Annotated in this window: 26 protein-coding genes and 1 pseudogene; 14 read left to right on the top strand and 13 right to left on the bottom strand. The window is 71.6% G+C overall.

Annotated elements, in window-relative coordinates; translation table 11 throughout:
* Nucleotides 1-2 precede the first annotated feature (2 nt).
* Nucleotides 3-1232 (bottom strand): exodeoxyribonuclease VII large subunit, encoded by a 1230-nt coding sequence (gene xseA, locus AMK26_RS09520; RefSeq protein ID WP_079277567.1) that lies wholly within the window; start codon nucleotides 1230-1232, stop codon nucleotides 3-5.
* Nucleotides 1233-1352: 120 nt separating this feature from the next.
* Between xseA and AMK26_RS38530 the strand changes: the two genes are divergently transcribed.
* Nucleotides 1353-1457 (top strand): putative leader peptide, encoded by a 105-nt coding sequence (locus AMK26_RS38530; RefSeq protein WP_338015566.1) that lies wholly within the window; start codon nucleotides 1353-1355, stop codon nucleotides 1455-1457.
* Between the two features lie 116 nt (nucleotides 1458-1573).
* A pseudogene (locus AMK26_RS09525) lies at nucleotides 1574-2077 on the top strand (sulfatase-like hydrolase/transferase); the annotation flags it as partial.
* Between the two features lie 44 nt (nucleotides 2078-2121).
* Here the strand turns inward: AMK26_RS09525 and AMK26_RS09530 are convergent.
* Nucleotides 2122-3486, bottom strand: a complete 1365-nt coding sequence (locus AMK26_RS09530; RefSeq protein WP_073754071.1) for an APC family permease — start codon at nucleotides 3484-3486, stop codon at nucleotides 2122-2124.
* Between the two features lie 64 nt (nucleotides 3487-3550).
* Between AMK26_RS09530 and AMK26_RS09535 the strand changes: the two genes are divergently transcribed.
* Both AMK26_RS09535 and ppgK read left to right on the top strand, forming a co-directional pair.
* The gene (locus AMK26_RS09535) at nucleotides 3551-4549 is read left to right on the top strand and encodes a 4-hydroxy-3-methylbut-2-enyl diphosphate reductase (protein ID WP_073754752.1); all 999 of its coding nucleotides are present in this window, start codon (nucleotides 3551-3553) and stop codon (nucleotides 4547-4549) included.
* Nucleotides 4550-4579: 30 nt separating this feature from the next.
* Complete coding sequence (gene ppgK, locus AMK26_RS09540; RefSeq protein ID WP_073754753.1) at nucleotides 4580-5320, top strand: polyphosphate--glucose phosphotransferase; 741 nt, start codon at nucleotides 4580-4582, stop codon at nucleotides 5318-5320.
* A 21-nt stretch (nucleotides 5321-5341) separates the two neighbouring features.
* Here the strand turns inward: ppgK and AMK26_RS38685 are convergent, their stop codons facing one another.
* The gene (locus AMK26_RS38685; RefSeq protein ID WP_443333152.1) at nucleotides 5342-6109 is read right to left on the bottom strand and encodes a DUF6542 domain-containing protein; all 768 of its coding nucleotides are present in this window, start codon (nucleotides 6107-6109) and stop codon (nucleotides 5342-5344) included.
* 163 nt (nucleotides 6110-6272) lie between these two features.
* On the opposite strand from AMK26_RS38685, the gene ychF reads away from it, so the two are divergent.
* Nucleotides 6273-7361, top strand: coding sequence for a redox-regulated ATPase YchF (ychF, locus tag AMK26_RS09550; RefSeq protein WP_073754073.1), 1089 nt, complete (start codon nucleotides 6273-6275; stop codon nucleotides 7359-7361).
* Between the two features lie 134 nt (nucleotides 7362-7495).
* Here the strand turns inward: ychF and AMK26_RS09555 are convergent, their stop codons facing one another.
* Together AMK26_RS09555 and AMK26_RS09560 are read right to left on the bottom strand one after the other, a co-directional pair.
* Nucleotides 7496-7759, bottom strand: coding sequence for a type II toxin-antitoxin system RelE family toxin (locus tag AMK26_RS09555; RefSeq protein WP_073754074.1), 264 nt, complete (start codon nucleotides 7757-7759; stop codon nucleotides 7496-7498).
* Nucleotides 7752-8021: a type II toxin-antitoxin system Phd/YefM family antitoxin gene (locus tag AMK26_RS09560; RefSeq protein WP_019434848.1), complete on the bottom strand. Its 270-nt coding sequence runs from the start codon at nucleotides 8019-8021 to the stop codon at nucleotides 7752-7754. The genes AMK26_RS09555 and AMK26_RS09560 overlap by 8 nt, the downstream gene beginning before the upstream one ends.
* Nucleotides 8022-8191: 170 nt before the next feature.
* Here AMK26_RS09560 and AMK26_RS09565 point away from each other — a divergent pair, with 170 nt between their 5' ends.
* Nucleotides 8192-8593: a CbrC family protein gene (locus AMK26_RS09565; RefSeq protein ID WP_073754075.1), complete on the top strand. Its 402-nt coding sequence runs from the start codon at nucleotides 8192-8194 to the stop codon at nucleotides 8591-8593.
* Here AMK26_RS09565 and AMK26_RS09570 read toward each other — a convergent pair.
* The 6 genes from AMK26_RS09570 to AMK26_RS09595 form a co-directional block, all read right to left on the bottom strand.
* A complete protein-coding gene (locus AMK26_RS09570) occupies nucleotides 8490-9119 on the bottom strand; it encodes a DUF6000 family protein (protein WP_079277522.1) in 630 nt (209 codons plus the stop codon). The two genes, AMK26_RS09565 and AMK26_RS09570, sit on opposite strands and share 104 nt — an antisense overlap.
* A gap of 3 nt (nucleotides 9120-9122) precedes the next feature.
* On the bottom strand, nucleotides 9123-9602 hold the full coding sequence (locus AMK26_RS09575) for a hypothetical protein (RefSeq protein WP_241837846.1): 480 nt from the start codon (nucleotides 9600-9602) through the stop codon (nucleotides 9123-9125).
* A gap of 158 nt (nucleotides 9603-9760) precedes the next feature.
* Nucleotides 9761-10225 carry a CPCC family cysteine-rich protein gene (locus AMK26_RS09580; RefSeq protein ID WP_079277523.1) on the bottom strand — a complete coding sequence of 155 codons (465 nt, stop codon included), beginning with the start codon at nucleotides 10223-10225 and terminating at the stop codon, nucleotides 9761-9763.
* A 207-nt stretch (nucleotides 10226-10432) separates the two neighbouring features.
* Nucleotides 10433-11542, bottom strand: a complete 1110-nt coding sequence (locus AMK26_RS09585) for an ABC transporter substrate-binding protein (RefSeq protein WP_073754076.1) — start codon at nucleotides 11540-11542, stop codon at nucleotides 10433-10435.
* Nucleotides 11543-11744: 202 nt separating this feature from the next.
* The gene (locus tag AMK26_RS09590; RefSeq protein WP_073754077.1) at nucleotides 11745-11993 is read right to left on the bottom strand and encodes an SCO4226 family nickel-binding protein; all 249 of its coding nucleotides are present in this window, start codon (nucleotides 11991-11993) and stop codon (nucleotides 11745-11747) included.
* A 59-nt stretch (nucleotides 11994-12052) separates the two neighbouring features.
* A complete protein-coding gene (locus tag AMK26_RS09595) occupies nucleotides 12053-13168 on the bottom strand; it encodes a pyridoxal-phosphate dependent enzyme (protein ID WP_241837847.1) in 1116 nt (371 codons plus the stop codon).
* Between the two features lie 193 nt (nucleotides 13169-13361).
* On the opposite strand from AMK26_RS09595, the gene AMK26_RS09600 reads away from it, so the two are divergent.
* The 7 genes from AMK26_RS09600 to AMK26_RS09630 all read left to right on the top strand — a co-directional run bounded on the left by AMK26_RS09600 (nucleotide 13362) and on the right by AMK26_RS09630 (nucleotide 21613).
* Nucleotides 13362-14939 carry a S8 family peptidase gene (locus AMK26_RS09600; RefSeq protein ID WP_073754079.1) on the top strand — a complete coding sequence of 526 codons (1578 nt, stop codon included), beginning with the start codon at nucleotides 13362-13364 and terminating at the stop codon, nucleotides 14937-14939.
* A gap of 182 nt (nucleotides 14940-15121) precedes the next feature.
* Nucleotides 15122-16276: a DUF4190 domain-containing protein gene (locus tag AMK26_RS09605; protein ID WP_073754080.1), complete on the top strand. Its 1155-nt coding sequence runs from the start codon at nucleotides 15122-15124 to the stop codon at nucleotides 16274-16276.
* 172 nt (nucleotides 16277-16448) lie between these two features.
* Nucleotides 16449-17201: a GntR family transcriptional regulator gene (locus AMK26_RS09610; RefSeq protein ID WP_073754081.1), complete on the top strand. Its 753-nt coding sequence runs from the start codon at nucleotides 16449-16451 to the stop codon at nucleotides 17199-17201.
* A 257-nt stretch (nucleotides 17202-17458) separates the two neighbouring features.
* Nucleotides 17459-17638, top strand: coding sequence for a hypothetical protein (locus AMK26_RS09615; protein WP_073754082.1), 180 nt, complete (start codon nucleotides 17459-17461; stop codon nucleotides 17636-17638).
* Between the two features lie 43 nt (nucleotides 17639-17681).
* Entirely contained in the window at nucleotides 17682-18095 is a 414-nt protein-coding gene (locus AMK26_RS09620) for a (deoxy)nucleoside triphosphate pyrophosphohydrolase (protein WP_073754083.1), read from the top strand.
* Between the two features lie 400 nt (nucleotides 18096-18495).
* Complete coding sequence (locus tag AMK26_RS09625; protein ID WP_073754084.1) at nucleotides 18496-18924, top strand: ATP-binding protein; 429 nt, start codon at nucleotides 18496-18498, stop codon at nucleotides 18922-18924.
* 181 nt (nucleotides 18925-19105) lie between these two features.
* Nucleotides 19106-21613 carry a SpoIIE family protein phosphatase gene (locus AMK26_RS09630; protein ID WP_443333158.1) on the top strand — a complete coding sequence of 836 codons (2508 nt, stop codon included), beginning with the start codon at nucleotides 19106-19108 and terminating at the stop codon, nucleotides 21611-21613.
* Between the two features lie 17 nt (nucleotides 21614-21630).
* Here the strand turns inward: AMK26_RS09630 and AMK26_RS09635 are convergent, their stop codons facing one another.
* Both AMK26_RS09635 and AMK26_RS09640 read right to left on the bottom strand, forming a co-directional pair.
* Entirely contained in the window at nucleotides 21631-22344 is a 714-nt protein-coding gene (locus AMK26_RS09635) for a PspA/IM30 family protein (protein WP_073754086.1), read from the bottom strand.
* Between the two features lie 41 nt (nucleotides 22345-22385).
* Complete coding sequence (locus tag AMK26_RS09640) at nucleotides 22386-24569, bottom strand: TPM domain-containing protein (RefSeq protein WP_073754087.1); 2184 nt, start codon at nucleotides 24567-24569, stop codon at nucleotides 22386-22388.
* Between the two features lie 144 nt (nucleotides 24570-24713).
* Between AMK26_RS09640 and AMK26_RS09645 the strand changes: the two genes are divergently transcribed.
* Entirely contained in the window at nucleotides 24714-25745 is a 1032-nt protein-coding gene (locus AMK26_RS09645; RefSeq protein WP_079277568.1) for a hypothetical protein, read from the top strand.
* The last annotated feature ends 9 nt before the right edge of the window (nucleotides 25746-25754 follow it).

Raw genomic sequence — 25754 nt, forward strand, 5'->3', positions numbered from 1 at the left:
CCCTACGGGCGGGGTACGACAACGTCGGCGGCCACGCGCACAGCGAAGTCGCCCTCAGCGACCCGCGCACGCAGCTCCTCGTCCGGTGCGACCTCCGCCGGCGACCGGACCACGGAACCGTCCGCCCGCCGGAGCACCGCGTACCCCCGCTCCAGCGTCGCCGCCGGCGAGAGCGCCACCACGCGCGCGTGCGTGTGCGTCAGCTCGGAGTCCGCCCGGTCCAGCAGATGGCCCAGGACCCGGCGGCTGCGCGCCAGCAGGGCGTCCACCTCCGTCTCCCGTTCCTCGACCATCCGCTGGGGGTGCTCCATCACCGGGCGGGCCAGCGCGTGGGCCAGGCCCCGCTCCTCGCGGTCGATCAGGCCCTGCACGGTGCGCAGCGCACGGTCGCGCAGCGCCTGCACCCGCTCCAGCTCCTCGCCCACGTCCGGGACGACCTTCTTGGCGGCGTCCGTCGGCGTGGACGCCCGCAGGTCCGCCACCAGGTCCAGCAGCGGCGAGTCCGGTTCGTGCCCGATCGCGGACACCACCGGCGTACGGCACTCGGCGACCGCCCGTACGAGCTGCTCGTCCGAGAACGGCAGCAGGTCCTCCACACTGCCGCCACCCCGGGCGACGATGATCACGTCCACGTCCGGCAGCTCGTCCAGCTCCTTGACCGCCTGCACCACCTGCGGCACGGCATGGACGCCCTGCACCGCCACGTTCCGCACCTCGAAGCGGACCGCCGGCCACCTGCGCCGCGCGTTCTCCAGGACGTCCCGCTCGGCGGCCGACGCACGGCCGCAGACCAGCCCGATCAGCTGCGGCAGGAACGGCAGCGGCTTCTTGCGGTCGAGCGCGAACAGCCCTTCCGCGCCCAGGGACCGCTTCAGCATCTCCAGCCGGGCCAGCAGCTCCCCGATCCCGACCGGCTTCATCTCCGCCGCCCGCAGCGACAGCTGCCCACGCGGGGCGTACCACTCGGGCTTGGCGTGCACCACGACCCGCGCGCCCTCGGACACGACGTCCGCGACCGCGTCGAACACCTGCCGGTAGCAGGTGACGCTCACGGAGATGTCGTACGACGGATCGCGCAGCGTCATGAACACCACGCCGGCGCCGGGCCGCCGCGACAGCTGGGTGATCTGTCCCTCCACCCAGACGGCACCGAGCCGGTCGATCCAGCCCCCGATGAGCCGCGACACCTCACCGACGGGCAGGGGAGCTTCGGCAGACGTATTGAGACCCATGGACGCGAGCGTACGCGCCCGCACCGACAACGCGGCCGCCCCGGAATCGCCCGGGCCCCGTACGTCCGCGACACGAACGGCCGTTGACAGCGACCGCCGCGGTCCATGAAGCTCCGGCCCATGCAGGCTTCCCGTGACCGTGCGGTCACTCTGGTGGAGCGCCGCCACGTCGACCTCGTCCGTGTCGCGAGCGCGATCTGTCCCTGCGCCTGCCCGCGCGCCTGACGGCGCCTTCGTCCCGGCCACCGGTACGGCCGGCCGCACCCCCTCGCGCGCTCATCGTCGTGGGCCGACCACCGGTCGCTGACGGCTGGCCGCCGGTCGCCGGTCCGCGCCCGGGGAACCGTTCGGTCGTCTTCGCCAGCGACAACGGCGGCGAACGCTTCTCCTGCAACTGGCCCCTGTCGGGCAACAAGGGCTCCCTCCAGGAGGGCGGTATCCGCGTCCCCACCATCGTGCGGTGGCCGGCCCGCCTGGACGCGCACCAGGTGAGCGACGAACCGGTGTTCTCGCCGGACTGGACGGCCACCCTGCTGGGCGTCGCTGAGGCCCGGCCCCACCCCGCCCACCCTCTCGACGGCACCAGCCTCGCCGGCCACCTGCTGCGCGGCGAGGAACTGCCGGAGCGGCCGCTGTTCTGGCGGGTACGCGGGGAGCGGGCGCTGCGGCGGGGTGAGCGGAAGTACTACCGGGGCAAGGACGGCCGTGACCGCCTGTTCCACCTCGCCTCCGACCAGCGGGAGCAGGCGGACAGGGCGTCCGCCGAACCGGCCCTGCTCGGTGAGCTGCGGGCCCGGTGGGAACGGATCGACGCGCAACTGCTCCCGTACCCAGGCGCACGCTGAGCCAGGGGCCCCTCCCCCTCCGGGGGAGGGGGCCGTCACGGGGCCTACGCCACCTCTTCCCGCCGGCCCCGTTGCACCGCCAGCACCACCAGGCCCACCGCCAGCCACAGGGAGCCCACCACCAGGGCGGAGGTGGCCGCCTCGACGATGACGGCGACCAGGATCACCGCACCGGCCACCGGCAGCACCACGTGCTTGAGCCAGTGCGGCGGCGCCCCCGTCCCCGCCTTCCGTACCGCGAACCACCCCACCACGCTCGCGTGCAGCAGCACGAACGCCGTCAGCGCCCCGATGTCCACCACCGACACCAGGTGGTCCATCCCGTCGTCGCGCCGCGCCGCCCACACCGCCGCCACCATGGTCACCGTGGCGGCCAGCAGCAGCGCCACGCGCGGCACCCCCGCGTCCGTACGGGACAGCACACGCGGCAGCCGCCGGTCGCGGGCCATCGCGAACAGCAGCCGCCCCGCCGCCGCCTGGCCCGCCAGCGCCGCGAACGCCGCGCCGATCGCCTTGCTCGTCGCCACCAGGTCGTGCAGCCAGGCCCCCACCGAGGCGTTCACCGCGTCGTAGAACGCCGAACCCTGCCGCGCCGGCTCCGCCGCCAGTTGCGCCGACGACACCGGCTCCAGCAGTGCCACCAGGTACGTCTGCGCCACGAACAGCACCCCCGCCATGGCCAGGCAGAACAGCACCGCCCGCGCCACCTTCGCCGAACCGCCCGTGACCTCCTCCGCGAACGACGCGATCGCGTCGAAGCCCAGGTACGACAGCACCGCCACGGACACCGCTCCCAGCACCGCGCCCAAGGAGAACCCGACGTCCCCCGTCAGCGGCGACAGCCACCCGCGCTGCGCCCCGTCCCGTACCAGCACCACGACCGCCGACACCACGAACACCAGCAGCACGGCGATCTCCAGCGCCAGCACCGCGAAGCCCACCCGGGCGGCCGCCCGCACGCCCCACAGGTTGAGCAGCGTGGTGACCACCACGGCGAGCGCCGTCCACACCCACCGGTTCACGGACGGCACCAGCGCCTCCATGGCGATGCCCGCGAAGAGGTACGCCACGGCCGGGATCAGCAGGTAGTCCAGCATCGCCATCCACCCGGCGACGAAGCCCGGCCCCTCGCCCAGCCCCTTGCGCGCGTACGCGAAGACCGATCCCGCCTGGGGGGCGACCCGCACCATCTGGGCGTAGCTGAAAGCGGTGAACGCCATCGCCACCGTCGCCACCACATAAACCAGCGCGACGGCACCGTGCGACTTCGCGTCCAGGGTGCCGAAAATGCCGACCGGCGCCATGGGGGCGATGAAAAGCAGCCCGTATACGACGAGGTCCCGGAATCCGAGCTCCCGCCGCAGCCCGCTGTGCTCGTCGGTCTCCTGCGTACTGGTGGTGCCGGCCATGCCCCCCAGTCTCAGCGACGTGGCGGATCTTCCGCCGCTCATACACGCCCTTACGATGGGGGACATGACTGCTACGCCTGCCAGCCCGTCGTCCGACAAGCGCGTCCTCCTCGCCGCTCCGCGTGGCTACTGCGCGGGCGTGGACCGTGCCGTGATCGCCGTGGAGAAGGCTCTGGAGCAGTACGGCTCGCCGATCTACGTCCGGCACGAGATCGTGCACAACAAGTACGTCGTACAGACCCTGGAGAAGAAGGGCGCCATCTTCGTCGACGAGACGGCGGAGGTCCCCGAGGGGTCCATCGTGATGTTCTCCGCGCACGGGGTGGCGCCGACCGTCCACCAGGAGGCCGCCGAGCGCAAGCTCGCGACGATCGACGCGACCTGCCCCCTGGTCACCAAGGTCCACAAGGAGGCGGTCCGGTTCGCCAACGAGGACTTCGACATCCTCCTCATCGGCCACGAGGGCCACGAGGAGGTCATCGGCACCTCCGGCGAGGCCCCGGACCACATCACGCTGGTCGACGGCCCGGACGACGTCGAGAACGTCACCGTACGGGACGAGTCGAAGGTCGTCTGGCTGTCCCAGACCACCCTCTCGGTCGACGAGACCATGGAGACGGTCGACAAGCTGAAGGAGAAGTTCCCGCAGCTGATCTCGCCGCCGAGCGACGACATCTGCTACGCCACGCAGAACCGCCAGACCGCCGTCAAGCAGATGGGCGCCGAGGCGGACCTGGTCATCGTCGTCGGTTCCAAGAACTCCTCCAACTCCGTCCGCCTCGTCGAGGTCGCCCTCGGTGCCGGCGCGAAGGACGCCCATCTGGTGGACTTCGCCGACGAGATCGACGAGGCCTGGCTGGAAGGCGTCTCCACGGTCGGCGTCACCTCCGGCGCCTCCGTCCCCGAGGTGCTGGTCGAGGGCGTCCTGGAGTGGCTGGCGGGGCGCGGCTTCGAGGACGTGGAGATCGTGAAGGCCGCCGAGGAGTCGATCACCTTCTCGCTGCCCAAGGAACTGCGCCGCGACCTGCGCGCCGAGGCCGCCGCTCTCCACAAGAAGCAGTGACTGTCAGCGGCTCGCCGTAACGTTGTGTCCATGAACGTCTTCGGAGTGGACATCGGCGGGTCGGGGATCAAGGGCGCTCCCGTGGACCTGGAGCGCGGAGATCTGGCCGAGCCCCGCCACAAGGTACTGACACCGCAGCCCGCGACACCCGACGGTGTCGCGGGCTGCGTCGCCGAGGTCGTCGCCCATTTCGGCTGGTCCGGCCCCGTCGGCGTCACCTTCCCCGGTGTCGTCACGGGCTCCACCATCCGTACGGCGGCGAATGTCGACAAGGGCTGGGTCGGCGTCGACGCGACCGCGCTGCTCGGTGACCGGCTCGGCGGTATGCCGGTCACCATCCTGAACGACGCGGACGCGGCCGGGATCGCGGAGATGACCTTCGGCGCGGGGCGCGGCCGCAAGGGCACGGTGATCGTGCTGACCTTCGGTACGGGCATCGGGAGCGCGGTCTTCACGGACGGCAGGCTGGTGCCCAACACGGAGCTGGGACATCTGGAGCTGGACGGCCACGAGGCCGAGAAGCGGGCGTCGACGAAGGTCAAGGACGACAAGGACCTGAGCTGGGAGGACTGGGCGCACCGGGTGCAGAAGTACCTGGCCCATGTCGAGATGCTGTTCTCGCCGGAGCTCTTCATCGTGGGCGGCGGCGTGAGCCGCAAGGCGGAGAAGTTCCTGCCGCTGATCCAGGGCGTGCGCGCCGAGATCGTCCCGGCGGAGCTGCAGAACAACGCGGGGATCGTGGGCGCGGCGATGGCCGCCGCGGCCCGCTGAGGCGTCCCCCGGCGGTGTACGTCAGCGCTGGGTGGCCCGGGCGGCGGCGGCCGCGGTCCGCTGCCGCCGCCCCATCTGCCGTACCTTCCGTACGGAGGTGATGAGGCCGGCCACCAGCGTGCCGCCGTACAGCCAGCCGGCGTGCACGGCGAGCGCGGTGACCACGGCCATGATCCGGCCGCCGAGGCCGCCGGTGCCCCCGGCGATCGGGACGACACCGACGGCGAATGCGATGGGCACGCTGATCGGCGCGGTGACCAGGTCGGCGGCCCGCACCCACAGCGCGGTCAGGGCGCTGACGGGCAGGAAGAGCAGCCCGTACACCAGGGGCGAGCCGTCGAACAGCAGCCAGTCCAGGCAGCCGAGCAGGAACATCGACGCGGCGGCGAACAGCCCGGCGCCGAGCCCGGTCAGCCGGGGGGAGGGCAGCCTGCGCAGCGCGAGCACCACCGGCGGCACGGGCCGCCGCCCCGGCCTGCCGGCCGGCCGCCTGGGCCCACCGCCGGGCTTGCCCTCCGGCCCGCCCCCGCCGGGACCGCCGGCCCCGCCACCACCGCTGGGCCGGCCGCCGCCGGGCCCGCTTCCCGGGCCGGGTCTGGCGCCGGGCCGTGAGGCCGGACGTGTCCCGACGGGGCGGACGCCCGCGCCGTCGATGAGCGCGCCCTGCGGCAGGGCGCCCGGGGCGGCGGACGGGGCCGGCGGGGCCGCCGACGCCGAGGGACCCACGGGCCCCGCCGGGGACTGCGCCCGCTGCCGGCGCTGAGGGGAACTGTTCCTGTGCTGCTCCACCTGGACAACGTAGGTCGCGAGGGGCCGGGAATCCGGCATGGGACACGCCCTTTGAGTGACCTTGGCCAAGAGTTCGCCTCCCGGCTGCCGTCGCTGCCCGGTCCGCCACGCCCGTAAACTGGGGGGTCGGCCCACCATCCTCACTTCTAGGGAAGTCGCCAACGTGTCGCTCACGATCGGAATCGTCGGCCTGCCGAATGTCGGCAAGTCGACCCTGTTCAACGCCCTGACCAAGAACGACGTGCTGGCGGCCAACTACCCGTTCGCCACCATCGAGCCGAACGTCGGCGTCGTCGGCGTCCCCGACGACCGCCTCACCAAGCTGGCCGAGATCTTCAACTCGCAGCGCGTCCTGCCGGCCACGGTCGACTTCGTCGACATCGCGGGCATCGTGCGCGGCGCGAGCGAGGGCGAGGGCCTGGGCAACAAGTTCCTGGCGAACATCCGCGAGTCGGACGCGATCTGCCAGGTCATCCGTGCCTTCAAGGACGAGAACGTCGTCCACGTCGACGGCAAGGTCTCGCCGAAGGACGACATCGAGACGATCAACACCGAGCTGATCCTCGCCGACCTCCAGACCATCGAGAAGGTCCTGCCGCGCCTCCAGAAGGAGTCCCGGATCAAGAAGGACATCGCGCCCAAGGTGGCGGCGGTCGAGGCGGCCAAGGAGATCCTGGAGAAGGGCGACACGCTGTTCTCCCAGGGCATCGTCCAGGGCAGCGAGAAGGCCGAGCTGCTGCACGACCTGCACCTGCTCACCACCAAGCCGTTCCTCTACGTCTTCAACGTCGACGAGGACGAGCTGATGGACGACGCGTTCAAGGACGACCAGCGCGCCCTGGTCGCCCCGGCGGAGGCGATCTTCCTCAACGCCAAGCTGGAGGCCGACCTCGCCGAGCTCGACGAGGAGGACGCCATGGAGCTCCTCCAGTCCGTCGGCGCCGAGGAACCGGGCCTGGCCACCCTGGCCCGCGTCGGCTTCGACACCCTGGGCCTCCAGACCTACCTGACGGCCGGCCCCAAGGAGTCCCGCGCCTGGACGATCAAGAAGGGCGCCACGGCCCCGGAGGCGGCCGGTGTCATCCACACCGACTTCCAGAAGGGCTTCATCAAGGCCGAGGTCATCCACTTCGCCGACCTGATCGCCGCCGGCTCGGTCGCCGAGGCCCGCGCGGCCGGCAAGGCCCGCATGGAGGGCAAGGACTACGTGATGCAGGACGGCGACGTCGTCGAGTTCCGCTTCAACGTGTGAGCGGATGAAATAACACCACGTCGCTGACGTGGCAAACACGCACGTCAGAAGGGGTTGGACTCTGTCGAGTCCGACCCCTTCGTCGTCACCGTGCTGGATGGGTGCTGGATATTCTGACGTGGGGTCAGCGGCAATCAGGTCTCGTAAACAGTGGACCGGTGCCCCACGTGAACGACCCAGACCACCAGCTCCCCGTTGTCGATCGTGTAGATGACGCGATAGTCGCCGACGCGCAGACGGCGTCGTTCGGGCTGGGACACGAGTGCGGTGGTGTTGAAGCCGAGGGGGTCGGTCTCCAACTCGGTCAGCTTGGCCAGGATGCGCAGTGCCATGTCGCGAGGGATCTTCCGAAGCTCGGCCTGTGCCTCGGGGCGGAAGACGGTTCGGTACTCACTCACCGCGTGCCAGCGTCTCCCTCATGATGTCCTCGATCGGGATACCGGGCGCGGGGTTGGCCATGCGCTCGTCGATGATCCGGTTGATCTCGCGCTCTTCCCACTCCTGGTACTTGCGCAGCACCTCGATGGAGACGACGGCGGCGACTTCCTTGCCCCGGCGTGTGATCACCGTGGGTACGTCGTCGCGGTCCGCGCGCTCCACGACCTCGGCCAGGTGCGCGCGCACGTCGCGGATGGACTCTATGGGCAGCGGCTGCGTCATGCGCACAAGCGTACCGAGTGTCCCATGTGTACACAATACGCGCTGCGAGTCGATGGCGCTCCATCGCTCGTACTGGATGTGCTGGATGAATTCGCGCCGTGCTGGCCGGGGTCGCCTGAAATCACCTTTCCGCAGGTGAGAGCGCTGGCTTGGTTCTTTCCGGCGCTGGGATGGCGTGTACGCCGGGCTTCTCCTCCTGGCAGGACCCGCGGTGGTTCTTTCACTGCGGTGACGGTACGGCGTTCATGGGGGCGCTGGGGGCGGCCGAGCTGGCCACGTTCCCGGATGCCTGGGAGGAGCTGCGCAGCGAGGCCGGCGCGTGGGGGCTGGTCTGCCGAGGCAGTGGAGAGCTATCTGGGTGCTCTGGACAAGGACAGTCAGCTCACCGGCTACCTTCCTCATGTGCCGCACTTGCGGCCGATACATGGCGTACGCGGACTCCGCATAGCAGCAGTCAGGCGGCCGCGGCTATGGCTGGGTCCAGCCGTTGGCGAATTCGCAGTGGAGGTCCGTCCAGCGGCGAACTTCGGCGGGGGTGTGGCTGGGGTTGCCGAGGCGTCGCACGCCTTTGACCCAGTGGTCCCAGAGACCGTCGGTCTCCGTGAAGCGGTCGGCGTGCTGGGTGCCGAGGAGGGCATCGAGGCGGAGGAGGGCGCCCAGGGCGGCGGGCTGGTCGTAGTGCAGGTCGGTGCGGGGGAGATAGCGGTCGAGGTAGGCGGTGAGGATCTCGGCGTCCGCGTGCGTGCCAAAGCGGGCCAGGGCGAAGCAGTAGGCGCTGCCCGAGTAGCAGACCTCGCTGGCCAGGAGCAGACCGCCGATGCGTGTCCGAAACCGGTCGCGGCGGTCGACGCCGATCAGCCAGCCGGCGGTGAGGCGCGAGCGCCATTCGTATACGAGGAGGGCTTCCAGTTCCTCGTCGGTGATTGCGGCGGCGTCATTGAGTAGGTGTTGGGTGAAGCGGGTGGTGTGCCGCCACCGGGGGCTCAGAAAGCGCCCGCCATTCAGTACGAGGTAGCGCGGGAGGCCCGCGTACATCCTCGTCACGTAGCTCTCGACCACATGGCCGTAGCCGATTTCCTCGGGGTGCTGGGACGGCATCGGTCACCTCTCCGGGTACAGGTCGGCACGGTCGATCCAGGTGGGGGCGACGAAGATGCTGTCGCCGGTGGGGGCTTCGAAGGCTTCCAGCAGGGACCAGGTACGGGACTCTTCGACCAGGTGTTCCCAGGGCGCGGTCCAGTCGAGTTCCCAGTCCAGGCCGGTGCCGGAGACGCCGTACGTGCGGTCGGCGTCCACTCGCCAGAACTGGGAGTAGAGGATCGCCTGGGCGTGGTCGGCCAAGTCGTTGATGATGTCGGTGAAGTGGGTCGAGGGCCAGCCGGGGGCGTTGTCCGCAGTGGTGGCTCGTAGGCGCGCGGTGAGCGGCGGGACTACAGGGGTGCGGGCGCCGAGTTCCGTCAGGGCCCAGCGGATGCCTTCCGGCTCGCTCCAGTCCGGTGGCGTCGCCCGTTCCAGGCAGGCTAGGTAGGCGCGGCGCAGGGGCTCGACCGCGCCGTCGATCTCCAGGCTCGCCAGGGCCATCGCCGCCCATTCCCGGACGGTGGGGGTCGTCGCTGCCCAGGAGGGCGATCAGGGCGGGGCCGCAGCGTGGGTCCGCCACCTCTTCGAAGACCTCGATGGCGGTCAGATGCCCGAAGCCGCCGAGGGAGGGCAGTCCGTCGATGATGGCGGGAATGGCGTCAGCGCCGATCCAGATCAGTTCGGCGCGGGCGTCGTACGACGAGCCGGTCGAGTCGTCGAGCTGCTGGATGAGTCTCTCGATGCGGGTGGTCATGACACCAGGTGGTCGCGGCGCCAGAAGGTGAGGAGCCACCAGCAGAGCACCGAGCGGTCGTCGGGCCACGGGGCGCCCAGTCCTCGAAGCAGTCGCGTGTGAGGTCGATGGGGCGCCAGGTGGGGTCGAGCGGCTCGTCCTCGGCCGGCGGGCGGACGTACCGTCGGCCGTGCTGGTCGCAGGCGCCGAAGTCCTTGTAGTTCCGCTGGGCCTCGATCAGGGAGACCCTGTTCGCGCCGCCGCTCATGGCCGGCCAGCGGAACTGGACCCCGTCGTCCTCCCAGAAGCAGACGGGGCAGATCTCGTACGAGCCGGGCATCTCGCCCAGCGCGCGGTGCCCGCAGCATGGGCAGGGGTAGCGGTCGCTCACCTGGGCAGTCTCCTTGCCGGTCCCGCCGGTGCGCCATGGATTTCTCGGCCTCCGCCTGCCCGGCCGGTCCGCAGCCGGCCCGCAGGACAGCCGTGAACGCCCGTCGGAAGCCGACGCACGCCAACACGGAAACCCCAGGTCAAAGCCCTGGAGGGGGCTCCAGCGCAGGTCAGGGACAGAGCCGGGCAGCCGGGCCTCCGTGGTCTGTCAGCCGGCGTGGAGGACCCGGAAGCGGTCGGGTTCCGCCGGATCTCGATCGACGATCTGGATGGGCGGCCAGGCCCATTGCCAGACGCTGATGCCTGGTGTGCGGGAGAACCGGATCTTCCCGCGGGTGCCTTCGACGGCGACGCGCGGCCAGGATTCGGCCGTGCGCGCCCGGTCCGTGCCGTAGGAACGCAGCACATCGGCGAGGACGGCGATGGTGTCGTAGCCCTCGAAGGCGACGAAGGAGGGCGCTTCGGACAGCCGCTCGCGGAGGGCCGTCTCGACTCGCGCGCCGAGTGGGCTCAGGCGCTCGGGCAGGTAGCGCAGGAACGGGATCGCGGCGCCGTCGTCGCCCAGCAGCATCGCCCATTCGGCGAATTCCGGTTGCCCGGCCGGGGCACCGATCAGGGTCTCGGCGAGGCGTTTGTCGTCGCGGACAGCCTTGACGATCGACACTGCCGGCTCCGGGTGGCCGACCAGAAGGAGGAGGGCCGTCGCGCGGTGGTCGACGAGTGCGTCGCACACCGCGGCGGGGGAGAGTGCGCTCATGTCGAGTTCGATGACGGTGCCGCCGCGTGGAGCGAGGTGGTCCCGCAGGATGCGGGTTCCAGCTGCCCAGTAGACGCTCGGCTGGGCCGCTACGGCGATGCGGCTGTGGCCCGCCCCGAGGAGGAAGGCCGCGTAGAGCTGCCAGCCCCGTGACTGCGGCGGGGCGAGGCGCGCGACCCGTTCCGTCGGCTCCTCGGTGAGCGCGTCGAGAACCGCTGACGAGCAGAGGAACGGCAGGCCGAGGGCGTCGGCCCGGGTAGCAGCGGCGCGAGCCACGACGCTGTGATACTCCCCCGCCAGGGCAGCCACGCCCAGGCCGGCCAATTCGTCCACGGCCGCCGCGGCCCTCTGTGGATCGGCCGCGGTGTCCCGGACCACCAGCTCCAGTGGCCTTCCGACGATCCCGTCGGCGTCATTGACGTCGCGAACGGCCAGCTCGAGTCCAGCGAGCAAGTGCCGGCCTGCCTCGACCCAGCCAGGCCGCGTCAGCGGCGCGAGAGCGCCGATCCGGACGGCTGATTCGTCGGTCCGCTCGGCTGGTGTCGATGGTGGCGTATGCATGCCTTGGCGTCTCCCGAGTGCCGATCCGGTTGCGGTTCGCCGGATCGCAGAGTGATCGTCAGTGGCGCCGAGGGTAGCCGAGCCGAGAAATCTCCAGGTCGATGGGGGCGGGGCAGGGGCCGTGCGCGGGGGCTCGGCGGTATGGGGTGCTATAAGGGGCGGGCCCGCAGGCCTGCCCCTTGGTGAGGGATTGCCATTGTCGTCAGACCGACAGGGGCACCTCGTGGATCTCGTCGGCGGCGTGGCCGGTGCGTTCGTGGATGCGCTTGACGGCTTCGGCGGAGGGGCCGGTGGACAGGCAGTAGACGGTGCCAGACTCCGGGTCGGCCCAGGCCCGCTCGAAGTGCACGCCTTCCTCCTTCTCTATGGCGAGGTCCGCCTGGTGGGCCTCGCTCAGCTGCTCGGACGTGATGCCCTTCATTCCTCGGTGGACGTCCATGTACGTGCCCATGGCTCCCGCTCCTCCGGCTGTTCGGTTTCGGCCCCTCTTCCATGCTGCACCCGCCGGCGTCAGGTGGCGCGCGAACCGGCCGCGAGGCCCGTTTTCGCGCCGGCGCCGCACAGGGGGACCACGACGCCGCCGTCCCGCGGCTCGGCGGTGATGGCCGCCCAGCACGCCACGCCCGTCGACTCGACGAACAGCCCACGCGCGGCCAAGTCCAGTTGTGCGGCCCGGATCTGTTCCTCCGTCACCGTGAGGAAGGTGCCGCCCGACTCGCGTACCGCCCGCAGGATCTGGCGGGCGCGCGGCGGGTACGGGATGGCGATGCCCTCGGCGAGGGTGGCCCTCATCGGCGCCGGGGCCGGCACGTCGTCGGCGCCCGCCCGGAACGCCTCCGCCAGCGGCGCCACCGCCTCCGCCTGTACGGCCACCAGGGCGGGGCGTGACCGGATCAGGCCGTGCGCGTACAGCTCGGCGGTGGCGAGGGCGGCGCCCAGGAGCAGGGTGCCGTTGCCGACGGGGACGACGAGGGTGCCGGGCAGCCGCCCGCCGAGGTCCTCCCACAGCTCGTACACGTACGTCTTCGTACCGTGCAGGAAGTACGGGTTGAAGACGTGCGAGGCGTAGAAGGTGTCCGGCTCGTCGGCGGCTTCGCGGGCGGCCCGCGCGGTGGCCTCCCGGTCGCCGGGGACGACCGTCAGCCGTGCCCCGTGCGCGCGGATCTGTTCCACCTTCTTGGGGGAGGTGCCCTCGGGGACGTACACCGTGCAGTCCAGTCCCGCGCGGGCGCAGTACGCCGCCATGGCGGTGCCCGCGTTGCCGCTGCTGTCGGCGATCACGCGGCGCGGCGCGAGGCGGCGGGCGAGCTCGGCGAGCATGACGGCGCCGCGGTCCTTGAACGACAGGGTCGGCATCAGGAAGTCGAGCTTGGCCGAGACGGTGTCCGTGAGGCGGACGAGCGGGGTGCGGCCCTCGCCGAGCGAGAGTTGCGGATCGGAGAGCGGCAGCGCCTCCTCGTACCGCCACAGTGAACCGACGCGGCCCGCGAGCGACGCCAGGGGGACGGGGGCGGCCGTGAAATCCAGGTCCCAAGGGCCCCGGCATTCGGGACAGCGCCAGGTCAGGGACGAAACGGATGATCCGGCGCCGCATCGCGGACATACGTATGCCGTCGTGATCGTCATGAACCGCAGCATGTCACTTGTGTGGCGGGCCTGTTACCGGCGCGTCAGGACCCTTGTGTGATTCCTATGGATCGGTCAATCTTTCGCTCGGCAGTGGGATTCCGGCAACGCCGCGTACCCAGTGGCGCTTGCTTGTCATGCCCCTGTCGCAAACCCCCACAGCAACGCACCACCAATGAGGAGGACCCCTCACATGTCAGTGATGCGTACCCCGCGGCGAAGACTGGCCGCAGCCGGCGCCACCGTCGTCGCCGCCCTCGCGCTCGGCACCCTCTCCGCCCTCCCGGCCACCGCGGCCGAGGCCGCCCCGGAAGGCGTGATCGAGAACGCCGGAGCCCCCGGCGCCATCGCGGGCAGCTACATCGTCACCCTCGACGAGTCCGCCGCCGACGCCGAGTCCAAGGCGGGCAAGGCGGTCGCCGCCAAGTACGGCGCGAAGATCGAGAAGACGTACACCTCCGCCCTCAACGGCTACGCGGTCGAACTTTCCGAGGCCCAGGCGAAGAAGCTCGCCGCCGACCCGGCCGTCGACTCCGTCGTACAGAACCGCGTCTTCAGCATCAACGGCACCCAGCCGTCGCCGCCGTCCTGGGGCCTGGACCGGATCGACCAGCGCGCCCTGCCGCTCAACCAGAGCTACACCTACCCCGAGCCGGCGGGCGACGGCGTCACCGCGTACATCATCGACACCGGCGTACGCATCACCCACAGCGACTTCGGCGGGCGGGCCTCCTACGGCTACGACGCCATCGACAACGACAACACGGCACAGGACGGCCACGGTCACGGCACGCACGTCGCCGGCACCGTCGCCGGGTCCTCCTACGGTGTGGCCAAGAAGGCCAGGATCGTCGGCGTCCGCGTGCTCAACAACTCCGGTTCCGGCACCACCGCGCAGGTCGTCGCGGGCATCGACTGGGTGACCCGTAACGCCGTCAAGCCGGCCGTGGCGAACATGAGTCTGGGCGGCGGCGCGGACTCCGCCCTCGACACCGCCGTACGCAACTCCATAGCCTCCGGCATCACGTACGCCATCGCGGCGGGCAACGACGGCCGTGACGCCTCCGGCACCTCGCCGGCGCGCGTCACCGAGGCCATCACGGTCGGCTCGACCACCAGCACGGACGCGCGCTCCAGCTTCTCCAACTACGGCAGCGTGCTGGACCTGTTCGCGCCCGGCTCCTCCATCACCTCCGCGTGGAACAACAGCGACACCGCCACCAGCACCATCTCCGGTACGTCGATGGCGACCCCGCACGTCGCCGGCGCCGCGGCCCTGTACCTGGCGAACAACCGGACGGCCACCCCGTCGCAGGTCGCCACCGCCCTCACCTCCGCCGCCACCAGCGGCGTGGTGGGCAACCCGGGCACCGGCTCCCCGAACCGCCTGCTGTACGTGGGTGACGGCGGCACCACCCCGCCGCCCGGCAAGCGATTCGAGAACACCGCCGACTACGCGATCAACGACAACTCCACCGTCGAGTCGCCGATCACCGTCAGCGGCGTCACGGGCAACGCCCCGTCAACTCTTCAGGTGCCTGTGAACATCGTTCACACGTACATCGGTGACCTCCAGGTGCAGCTCATCGCGCCCGACGGCACCGCGTACACGCTCAAGGGCTATGGCACGGGCGGCAGTTCCGACAACATCAACACCACGTACACGGTCAACGCCTCGTCCGAGGTCGCGAACGGCACGTGGAAGCTGCGGGTGAGTGACAACGCGAACTACGACACCGGGAAGATCGACTCCTGGGCCCTGCAGTTCTGAAACGTTGAGTGACTGACGAGGGGTGGTCACCGGCTTGCGGTGACCACCCCTTCGTGTTGCCGTCATTCGCCTGGAATGTTCCCTTCGTTACTCGCATTCCGCCTCCTGCCGTCGACCGCGTACGATGCGCCAGCCGCGCGCGCATTCGATTCGTCCCGCCCCCGACAGGAGCACCGAGAACCGTGGAACCGTCCTCCCAGGGACCGCCCCAGGGATCGCCCCAGGGGTCCCCTCAGGGATCCCCCCAGAGCGCCCCCCAGGGCTGGCCCCCGCCCCAGCAGCCGCACCCGCCGTTCTACGGCGTCCCGGGACCGCCGCCGCCCTCGGCGAGCGTCAACGGGCTCGCCATCGCCTCACTCGTCGTCGGCATCGTGTGCCTGGTGCCGCCGCTCGGCCTGATCCTCGGCGGGATCGCGCTCGGGCGGATCAGGAAGAAGGGCGAGCGGGGCAAGGGGCTGGCGATCACCGGCATGATCCTTTCCCTGGTCAGCACGCTGCTGGTGGTGGCAGGCCTGGCCACGGGCGCGTTCCGCGACGTCTACGACGGCGCGCGGGAGGTCGCGGACGAGGTGTCGCGTACGCGCTCGACCTTCGACCTGCGCAAGGGGCAGTGCTTCAACAGCCCGAGCGGCGCCATCGAGGCAGAGACCGCCGACGTCACGATCGTCGACTGTGCCAAGCCGCACGACGGTGAGATAACCGGCACCTTCAAGATCACCGAGTTCGACAAGTGGCCCGGCGACAAGCCCATCGAGCCGATCGCCGAGAAGCGGTGCGATGTGCTCAACGCGGCGTACGCGCTGGACAGCTGGGCGATCCCCGACAACGCGTGGATGTACTACTACCAGCCCAGCAAGGAGAGCTGGGCGATCGGGGACCGCGCCGTGACCTGCGCCTTCGCCGCCGAGAAGGGCAAGCTCACGGGCTCGGTGCGCAGCGACGAGACGACCCTCGACGAGCACCAGCTGGCCTTCCTGAAGCCGGTCAACCAGATCGACGCCGCCCTGTGGGAGGAGCCGGAGGCCGACGTCGAGGAGGACCAGGAGGCCAACGTGGCGTGGGCCGGGAAGGTGTCGTCGACCCTGAGCGGGGCGGTCGCGAAGCTGCGGGCGCACCCGTGGCCGGCCGGCGCGCAGCAGCCGGTGACGGACCTGGTCGAGGAGCTGGAGTCGGCCCGGAAGCACTGGGCGAAGATGGCGGACGCCACGGACCCGGACACCTTCTGGGAGCACTACGACCCCGCGTACGACGGGCTGCCCGCCGACATGGGCGCGAAGGTGCGCGGCGCGCTGAAGCTGGACGTGACGCCGCCGGCGGACAGCGCGGGGACCACCTGAGTGGTACGGGGCCGGCGTCCCTCTCCCGGGGCACCGGCTTCGGGCTCGTACCCATGGTGAACTGGTGCTCAAACGGCGGTCATCACTTCGAGTGAAACCTTGGCCCATGCTTGCGTTGCGCAACGGACGGTTGCCAGGCTGTTGCTGTCTGTCAACCTGATGGGAGTGGCCAGTGACCTTCGGTGAGCAGCCCGCCTATCTGCGCGTTGCGAGCGATCTCCGGGAGAAGATCGTCAACGGCTCGCTCCCTCCCCACACCCGGCTCCCCTCGCAGGCCCGCATCCGGGAGGAGTACGGCGTCTCCGACACCGTCGCCCTGGAGGCCCGCAAGGTGCTGATGGCCGAGGGTCTGGTGGAGGGCCGCTCGGGGTCGGGGACGTACGTACGGGAGCGGCCCGTGCCGCGCCGGATCGCCCGCTCGGGGTACGGGCTGACGGCCGGCGCCAATCCCTTCCGGCAGGAGCAGGCGGCCGAAGGCGCGCGCGGCACGTGGGAGTCCAGCAGCGAGCAGGAACCGGCGAGCGCCGCGATCGCCGAGCGGCTCGGCGTCGAGCCGGGCGAGCGGGTGATGCGGACGCGGTACGTCTTCCGGGACGCGGGGGAGCCGATGATGCTCTCCACCTCCTGGGAGCCGCTCGCCGTCACGGGGCGTACGCCGGTGATGCTGCCCGAGGAGGGGCCGCTCGGCGGCTGCGGGGTCGTCGAGCGGATGGCCGCGATCGACGTCGTCGTGGACAACGTGGTGGAGGAGGTCGGGGCGCGGCCCGGGCTGGCGGAGGAGTTGCTGACACTCGGGGGCGTGCCGGGTCATGTGGTGATGGTGGTGGAGCGTACGTACTACGCCTCGGGGCGGGCGGTCGAGACGGCCGACGTCGTCGTGCCGGCCGACCGGTACCGGATCACCTATCACCTTCCGGTGCGGTGACCGTGGCTGTGGCTGTGGCTGTGGCTGTGGCTGTGGTCGGGGCCGGTTGACGGGCATTCAGATCCGCGCGGTTTCGCGCAAGGGGGCGCACCCGGCCGGGTGCGCCCCCTTTCCTCACCCGATTCCTGGCCGGATGCGTATCTCTTTGTAAAAAGACGTATCCGCTCAGTAAAGGTCAGGCGTAGGCTCAGGCATATGCGGATTGCGGTTTCGTGGGGATGCTTAGAAGCGTGCAGGCCGGCGGAGGGTGAGGCGGGATGAGTGAGAGCGGCGCGGTCCTTCCCTGGCTGGTGATCCGGCAGGACGACAACGGCAACCACTATCGGGTGGGCAGGTACGCGACCAGGGACGAGGCGCAGAAGATCGCCGACAGCCTCGATACCCGCGGACACAAGCAGCTCTACTGGGTGGAGCGCGTCGGTCAGCCCGCGAGCTGACCGCGGGCGGGGCGCCGGCCGGCCGCGGGTTACGCTCCGGCGCATGACAGATCGTGTGGTGGTGGCCGGGGCCGTCGTCGACCGGGGGCGGCTGCTGGCCGCACGCCGTAGCGCCCCTCCGGAGCTGGCCGGCCGCTGGGAGCTGCCCGGCGGCAAGCTGGAGCCGGGCGAGAGCGCGCAGCAGGCGCTCGTGCGCGAGCTGCGTGAGGAACTGGGCGTGGAGGCGGAGCCGGGCGAACGGATCCCCGGCGAATGGCCGCTGGCGCCCGGTTACGTACTCCAGGTGTGGACGGCCCGGCTTGTCTCCGGTGAACCGCGCCCGTTGGAGGACCACGACGAACTGCGCTGGCTGTTCCGGTACGAACTGGACACTGTCGACTGGCTGGATCAGGACCGTCCCGCCGTGGCCGAGGTCGCGCGCCGACTGCCCACCGGGACGGCCGCCGACCCGGCCTGACGGCCTGCTGATCCGACGCCCGGCCCCCACGCCTGACGCCCTGCCCCCGCGCCCGACGCCCTGCCCCCGTGCCCGGCCGTGCCCTGAGCGGGCCCCGCCGACCCGGTGTGACGTGTGACGTGTGCCGTGGCGCCGGGCCGCAGTCGCCTGACGCCCCGTGGGGATCCGCCGCCCGAAGGCGGGGCGGTGTGCCGGTGCCGGGCCGGCGCCCGGCCGCGCGCAGTCGTTCGGGGGCGCGCCGACGCGCGCGGGCGGACGGTCCTCGGTGCGGAGTGCGCGGCCGCGGTGTACGCCGTTCGTGCCACGATGCGCCCACCGTGGCGATAGCCCGCCCTGAATATCGGGTATGTGCTGATTAACCCACCGAAATTGGACGTGGGTCTGCTGCTCGGTCTGGGAAGTGGTCGGCGTGATCGACACCGAAGGCGAGTGCGCCGAGTGGACTTTTCCGGCTGAACTCGACGCCGTACGCGCCGCCCGCCATGCGGTCCGCGACACGCTGCGCGCGTGGCGGCTGGACCCGGCGATCGGCGATGTGACGGTGCTGCTGGTGAGCGAGCTGGTGACCAATGCGCTGCGGTATGCCTCGGGCCCGATCGGAGTCCGGCTGATCCGGCTCCACCCTGATGAGGAACCCTTCCCCTCTCACCCGGCGCTGCTCGTCGAGGTCTCCGATCCGCTTCCGGATCCGCCCCTGGAACGGGTCGCCGGCCCGGACGACGAGGGCGGCAGAGGGCTGCAACTCGTCGCTTGCACCGCCCGCCGCTGGGGGACCCGAAAGGGCAGGTCGGGCAAGACGGTGTGGTTCGAGCTGGCCCTGCCTGGTTAGAAGACTGAAGGGACAACGATCACCTTCGGGCTCGGCTCAAAACGAACGAGACCACCCTGTGATCGTGAACGTCGTGCCGCCGGGGGCCGTAGTGCTGAATACTGCGGGAATGGCCGGTCCGGTGCGGTGAGCTGGAGGGGACGGTCGCGTGAGCGAGATACCTGAGACGGCGAACAGCGTCATGTGGCAGAGCAGTCCGCCTGGCTCGATCTATGACTACATCAGAGTCGCGTCCTTCTCGATAGGCCCCGACGGGCTGGTCGACCAGTGGAGCCTGCGCGCCACCGACCTGTTCGGCATCACCGCCGAGGAGGTCAGGGGCAAGGACCCGGTCGAGGCGTTCATGCCGGCCGAGCTGCGGCCGCGCGGCCACCGCAAGGTCTCCGAGATCCTTGACGGCAAGGAGTGGACGGGCCTGGTCCCCTTCCGGATGCCGGGGGAGCGGCGGACGCGCGGCATCGCCGAGGTCTATGTGATGCCGAGCGAGACCGAGCGCGGCGAGAAGGCGGCACTCTGCATCGTCGTCGATGTCCGCGCACTGCGCCGGATAGAGACCGATCTCGCCGCTTCGCAGGCCATTTTCGGCCAATCGCCCTTCGGTTTCCTCCTGTTCGGTACGGACCTCACGGTCAAGCGCGCCAACCAGCGCTTCGCGACCGTCTTCGGCGGCTCCGCCGACGACCACCGCGGCCGCACCGTCCACGACTACCTCTCCCGTCCCGAGGCCGAGCGGATGACCGCCGCCCTGCGACGGGTGCTGGAAACCGGCGAGTCCGTCACCGACCTGTCGATCACCGGAGCGGTGCCGGGCAGCACCGAACGCCGGCACTGGTCGATCAACCTCTACCGCGTACACAGCGGATCCGGCCGCCCCATCGGCGTGGCCGGACTCGGCACCGACGTCACCCGGCGCCAGATCGCCGCCCGCGAGGCGGCCAGCGCCCGCCGCAACCTGGCCCTCCTCAACGACGCGGGCGCCCGCATCGGCAACTCCCTCGACCTGGAGACCACCGCCCGCGAACTCCTCGACGTCGCCGTGCCCGGCTTCTGCGACCTCGCCTCCGTCGACCTCTACCAAGGGCTGCTCAGCGGTGACGAGGCACCACCGGGAAGGGCGGACGGCGCCAGCGCCGAACTGCGCCGGGTCGCCTTCGCCAGCGCCGTCTCCGACGCCCCCCTGGTGAGCGCCGGGTCCACGCCCGGATGCTGCGAGACCGCGCCCATAGACGTCGGCGCCGTCCACCGCTACCCGTTCAACTCGCCCTGCGCGGGCGCCCTGCGCACCGGGCGGCTGCGTGACATGCCGGGTGTCGACGGCAGCCTCGTGCAGTCCACCCTCGTCGTGCCGATGGTCGCGCACGACACCGTCGTCGGACTGGCGCAGTTCTCCCGCACCAAGGGCAGCGAGCCCTTCGGCGAGCGGGACCGCGCGCTCGCCGTCGAGCTGGCCGCCCGCGCGGCGGTCTGCATCGACAACGCGCGCCTCTACCGGCGGGAGCACGAGCGGGCCCTGATCCTCCAGCGCAGCCTCCTCCCGCCCGGCGACCCCGAGGCCGCCGGCCTGGACATCGCCTGCCGCTACCTGCCCGGCAACACCGCCACCGAGGTGGGCGGCGACTGGTTCGACGTCATCCAGCTGCCCGGCCACCGCACCGCCCTGGTCGTCGGCGACGTCATGGGGCGCGGGCTGCGGGCCGCCGTCGCCATGGGGGAACTGCGCACCGCCGTACGCACCTTGGCCCAGCTCGACCTGGAACCGGCCGAGGTCCTCTCCCACCTCGACGAGATCGCCCGGGGCCTCGGCACCCCCACCGGAGGCGGGCAGGCCTCCCGGGTCACCACCAAGGCACGCGGCCCGGAGCTGTCCGAGGTCTACCTCGCGACCTGCGTCTACGCCGTGTACGACTCCGTCACCCGCCGCTGCACCTTCGCCAACGCCGGCCATCTGCCACCGGTGCTCGTCGAACCCGGCGAGGCGGCGCTGCTGCTCGACGTACCGCCCGGGATGCCGCTGGGCGTCGGCGGCGAACCCTTCGAGGAGGTGGAGATCGAACTCCCGGAGGGCGCGCTGCTCGCCCTGTACACGGACGGGCTCGTCGAGTCCCGCGACCACCCCCTCGACGAGGGCATACTGGCCTTCCGCAGCGCGCTGACCGACCCCGGCCGACCGCTGGAGGACGTCTGCGACCACGTCCTGAACACCCTCGACACCCGGCACGGCGAGGACGACATCGCGCTGCTGATGGCCCGCATCCAGGGGCTGCCGGCCGAGGCCGTCGGCGACTGGCGGCTGCCCCGCGAGCCCCGGTCGGTGGGACGCGCCCGGGAGCTGGCCCGCGCACAGCTGACCGCCTGGGACCTCGAACCGCTCGTGGACACCGTCGAGCTGCTCGTCAGCGAACTCGTCACCAACGCGCTGCGCTACGGCGAGGGTGAGATACGGCTGCGCCTGCTGCGCGACCGCACCCTCGTCTGCGAGGTGTGGGACGCGGGCCTGGTCCAGCCCCGGCGGCGCCGGGCCCGCGACACCGACGAGGGCGGCCGCGGCCTCCAGCTGGTCGGCCTGCTCAGCGCGGGCTGGGGCTCGCGCCGCACACCGCGCGGCAAGACCGTCTGGTTCGAACTGCCCCTCCCGGTCGGTGACGCCACGACGGAACCGACGGTCGACCAGCTGCTGAGCATGTTCTGAGGCCCGGCGGCCGGAGGTCAGGCGGCCGCTTTGAGGGCCGCTAGCCGGGCCTCGATCTCCGCGCGGTCGCCGAGGCCCTCCAGCTGCTCGAACTGCGCGTCCAGCGAGGACGCGGCCAGCTCCTGCTTGCCCAGGGCCTTGGCCTCCTCCCGTCGCACCTTGTCCTCGAAGCGGCTCAGCTCGCTCGTGGGGTCCAGCAGGTCGATGCTCCTGACCGCGTCCATCATGCGGTTCTGCGCCCGGGCCGACGCGGCGCGGGCCACCAGCTCGTCGCGCTTCGCCCGCAACTGGGTCAGCTTCGCCTTCATCTCCTCCAGGCCGGCCTTGAGCGTGTCCACCACCTCCCGCTGGGAGGCGATGGTCGGCTCGGCGGTCCTCGCCTCCTTCTCCGACTGGAGCTGCCGCCCCAGCGCCACCTTGGCCAGGTTGTCGAACTTGTCCGCCAGGGCCGGCCGGTCCGACGCGCGCAGCTCGTCCGCCTTCCTGCTGGCCGCCCGGGCCTTCTCGCCCCACTCCCGGGCCGCGTCCACGTCCTCCTGGTGGTCCTGCTCCAGCAGGCGCAGATTGCCGATGGTGGACGCCACCGCCTGCTCGGCCTCGGTGATGTTGGCGGTGTAGTCGCGGATGAGCTGGTCCAGCATCAGCCGCGGGTCCTCGGCCTGGTCCAGCAGCGCGTTGACATTGGCCTTCGCCAGCTGGGCGACCCGGCCGAGGACGGTCTGCTTGGTCATGGCACTTCTCCTTGTACGTCCGATGAAAGGGAGGAGCCGGATCAGAACCGGCCGCCACCGCCGAGCCGGCCACGCGTGCCCCCGCCGCCGAAGCGGCCGGGCCCGCCGCCTCCGCCCGAACCCCCGCCGAAGCCCCCACCGAATCCGCCACCGAAGCCCCCGCCGTACCCGCCGCCATGTCCCCCGCCTCCCCGTCCACCACCGCCGAACAGTCCGCCGAGGAGGATCCCGCCGAGCACCGCACCGCCGAGCCCGCCGCCACCTCCTGCCTTGGATACACCGCCCGGCCCGATCGCGTTCCCATACCCGCTCACGTCCTGCTCGGCCAGGCTCTGCGCCTGCCGGGCCAGCACATCGGCCTGCCGCGCCTCGGCCAGCGCGCCCTGCGCGTCACCCGCGCCGGCCCCGTCACCCCCGCCGGCCCCGCCGCCCGCGCCGGCCGCGCCACCCGCCGTGCCGCCGCCCTCCGCCAGCTCGTGCGCCCGCTCCAGCCGGCGCTGCGCCTCCGCCAGCCGGGTACGGGCCTGAGCGCCCACCGCCCCGCGGTGCGTCGTGATGTAGTCCGCCGCCGCCTCCACGGCGGACCCCGCCGTCAACATCGCCTGGTCGAGCAGCGCGCGTGCCCGGCGCGCGCCCTGTTCGCGCTCCCGCGCGCCCGCCAGGGCCTCGTCCAGCGCGGCGTCCGCCTCCTCGACCCGCCGCAGCGCGTCGATCGGGTCGTACCGCCCGCCCTCCACCGCGCTCCGTACGTCCGCGACGACCGACTCGGCGCGGGCGATCCGGCCCCGCAGGCCGGCCGTCGGCACCCCTTCCGCCGTGCCCTCCACCAGCCCGCCGGCATCGGCGAGGTCCGCCTCCGTGTCGGCGAGGGCGGTCGGCAGCCGGCCCGCGGCCTCCGCCAGTTCCCTCGCGCGCCGGTCCACGGCGTCGACGAGCCGCACCGCCTGGTCGAGAGCGCCCTCGGCGGCCCGTACATGAACCGCCGCCGTGGCGTTGTCGTCCCCCTCCACCGCCTCCCGCGCCCGCTCCAGGTTGTCCGAGGCGAACAGGAGGCGGTCCCTGGCCTGCCCGGCACCGCCCGCCACCGGCGCGGCCGCCGACTCCGCGTACCGCTCACGCATCGCGACGAGCGCCGCCTCCGCCAGGTCCGCCCGGCCGCTCACCTCACGGAACGACGACTCCGCCGCGGCCAGGGCCTCCGGCGCCGTACGCTCCAGGGCACGCAACCGGTCGAACGCCTCCGCCTCCGCGTCCAGCCGCCGGTCGGCGTCCCCGCAGCGCGCGACGATCTCCTCCAGCATCTGGCGGCGGGACGCCTCGTCCTCCGGGTACGCGTCGTCGAGTTCCTGGCGCAGCCGGAAGGCCGCCGTCAGCTCGCCCTTGGCGTACGCCACCGCCTCCGTGAAGGGTGTCGCCGCCTCCTCGCCGAACTGGGCGACGGCGAACCCCAGTTCCTCCTCGCTCGTCCGTACGGCGTCGTCCGTGTCGACGAGCACCTGCTTGGCGCGGGCGTCCAGCTCGTCCACGGAAGGCCCGGCCATGCCCCACCGCGGCTCGCCGTGCGGCGTGGTCCGCGTCGCGGCCCGCCGGCGCCGCTTGGTGTACGTGTACGCCGCCACCGCGCCGGCCCCGACGACCAGCACCACCGGAAGGATCAGATCGGCGCCCGGGCTCCCCTCGCCGCCCGGGTCCGCCGGCCCCGGCGTGATGGCGGGAGCGGGCACCGGCCGCCCGGCGAGTACGGCCTCGTACCCACGGGCGGCACCGATCGCCGCCCCCGCCCAGTCGTTCTGTCGCAGCGCCGGTTCGACGGCCGTCCGCGCGACCTCGTCCAGCGCTGCCCGGGTGAGGCCGGAGCCGGGATCGGCGGAGTAGGCGTACCGCCGGTCGTGCGTCGCGACGGCGAGCAGCACGTCGTCCGCCCCGAGCCCGTTCCTGACCGCGGTGGTGTCGGCCCAGTCCTGTGCCGAATGCCCGGAGAAGTCGCGCACGTATACGACGAAGAGCTGGACGCGCCGTTCGTCGTACAGCGCTTCGAGGGCTTGGGCGACCTCGCGCTCGCGGCCTTCCAGGGCGGCGACCTTGTCGGTGATCTGGCCCTGCCGGGACAGGTCGACCGGATCGTCGGCGTGTGCGCCCGGCACGCCGGGCAGGACCAGCCACCACGCCGCCACCAGTGCACCGAGCAGGACAGCGAGGAAGGCCCGGGTGGCTATCCGCGTCACATTCGTGAGGCTATGTCCGTGTGTGCGGGTGCGCGACCCAGCATCGATCGTGACTGTCAGTGACGAGCGCTAGTGTGGTGATCGTTCGGTACGGCTGATGGGGGGCTTGATGTGAACGTGCGGACGACGCGGGTCATGCGGGCGATGCGGGGGATGCGAGCCAGATCGGGGAGCCCGGGACTCAGGTGGCTCAAGCGGGTCGCGCTCGCGCTGGTGCTGCTGATCGCGCTTCCCCCGCTCGCCGCCTGGGCGGCGCTGCGGATCAACTACGCCGGGGATCTGCAGGAGGGCACGAAGACACGCGGCAAGGACGCCATCTGGCTCGGGCACGCCTGGGTGGACGGGCGGAAGAAGGACGCCGATCTCGACGCCTTCGCCGCGCGGATAAAGGGGACGGGCATCCGGGACCTGTACGTCCACGCGGGGCCGCTGGAGCACGACGGGACCCTGCCCGCCGCGCGGTACCCCAGGGCGCGGTGGCTGATCGACTCGGTGCACCGCGAGATGCCCGGCATACGGGTACAGGCCTGGCTCGGTGACGTGCTGGCCACCGAGGGGCCGAACGGGCTGCGGCTGGAGCGGGCCGAGTCCAGGGCCGCCGTCGTGCGCTCGACGCGGCAGATCCTGGACGCGGGCTTCGACGGCGTCCACTTCGACCTGGAGCCGCTGCTCTCCGACGACCCCCACTACCTCTCGCTCCTCGACGACCTGGGCGAGGTGACGCGGGCGCGCAAGGCACCGTTGTCGGTCGCCGCCCACCAGATAGACCCGCTGCCCGGGGCCCACGCCGTGAACGGCGCGCTGAGCGGCAGCGAGAAGTGGTGGTCGCAGAAGTTCTTCGGGGAGGTGGCCCGCCGGGTCGACCAGATAGCGGTGATGTCCTACGACACCTGGATGCCGCTGGAGGGCATGTACGGCGGCTATGTCGCCCAGCAGACCTCGCTCGCCCTGGAGGTCACGCCCGAGGACACCGATCTGCTGATGGGCCTGCCGTTCTTCCACGAGGACGACCTGGGCCACCACGAGTCGGCGGAGACCGTCGCGGCCGCGGTCCGCGGCACCAGGCTGGGCCTGGGGCGCACGGACCGCGACCGGGAGCGGTTCGGAGTCGCGCTGTACGTCGACTTCGCCGCGAAGGAGGAGGACTGGGCCGCGTACAAGGCGGGCTGGCACTAGGCCCGGTCC

Origin of the sequence: Streptomyces sp. CB03234, from assembly GCF_001905885.1 — a bacterium.
In the GTDB taxonomy this organism is placed as follows: Bacteria; Actinomycetota; Actinomycetes; order Streptomycetales; family Streptomycetaceae; genus Streptomyces.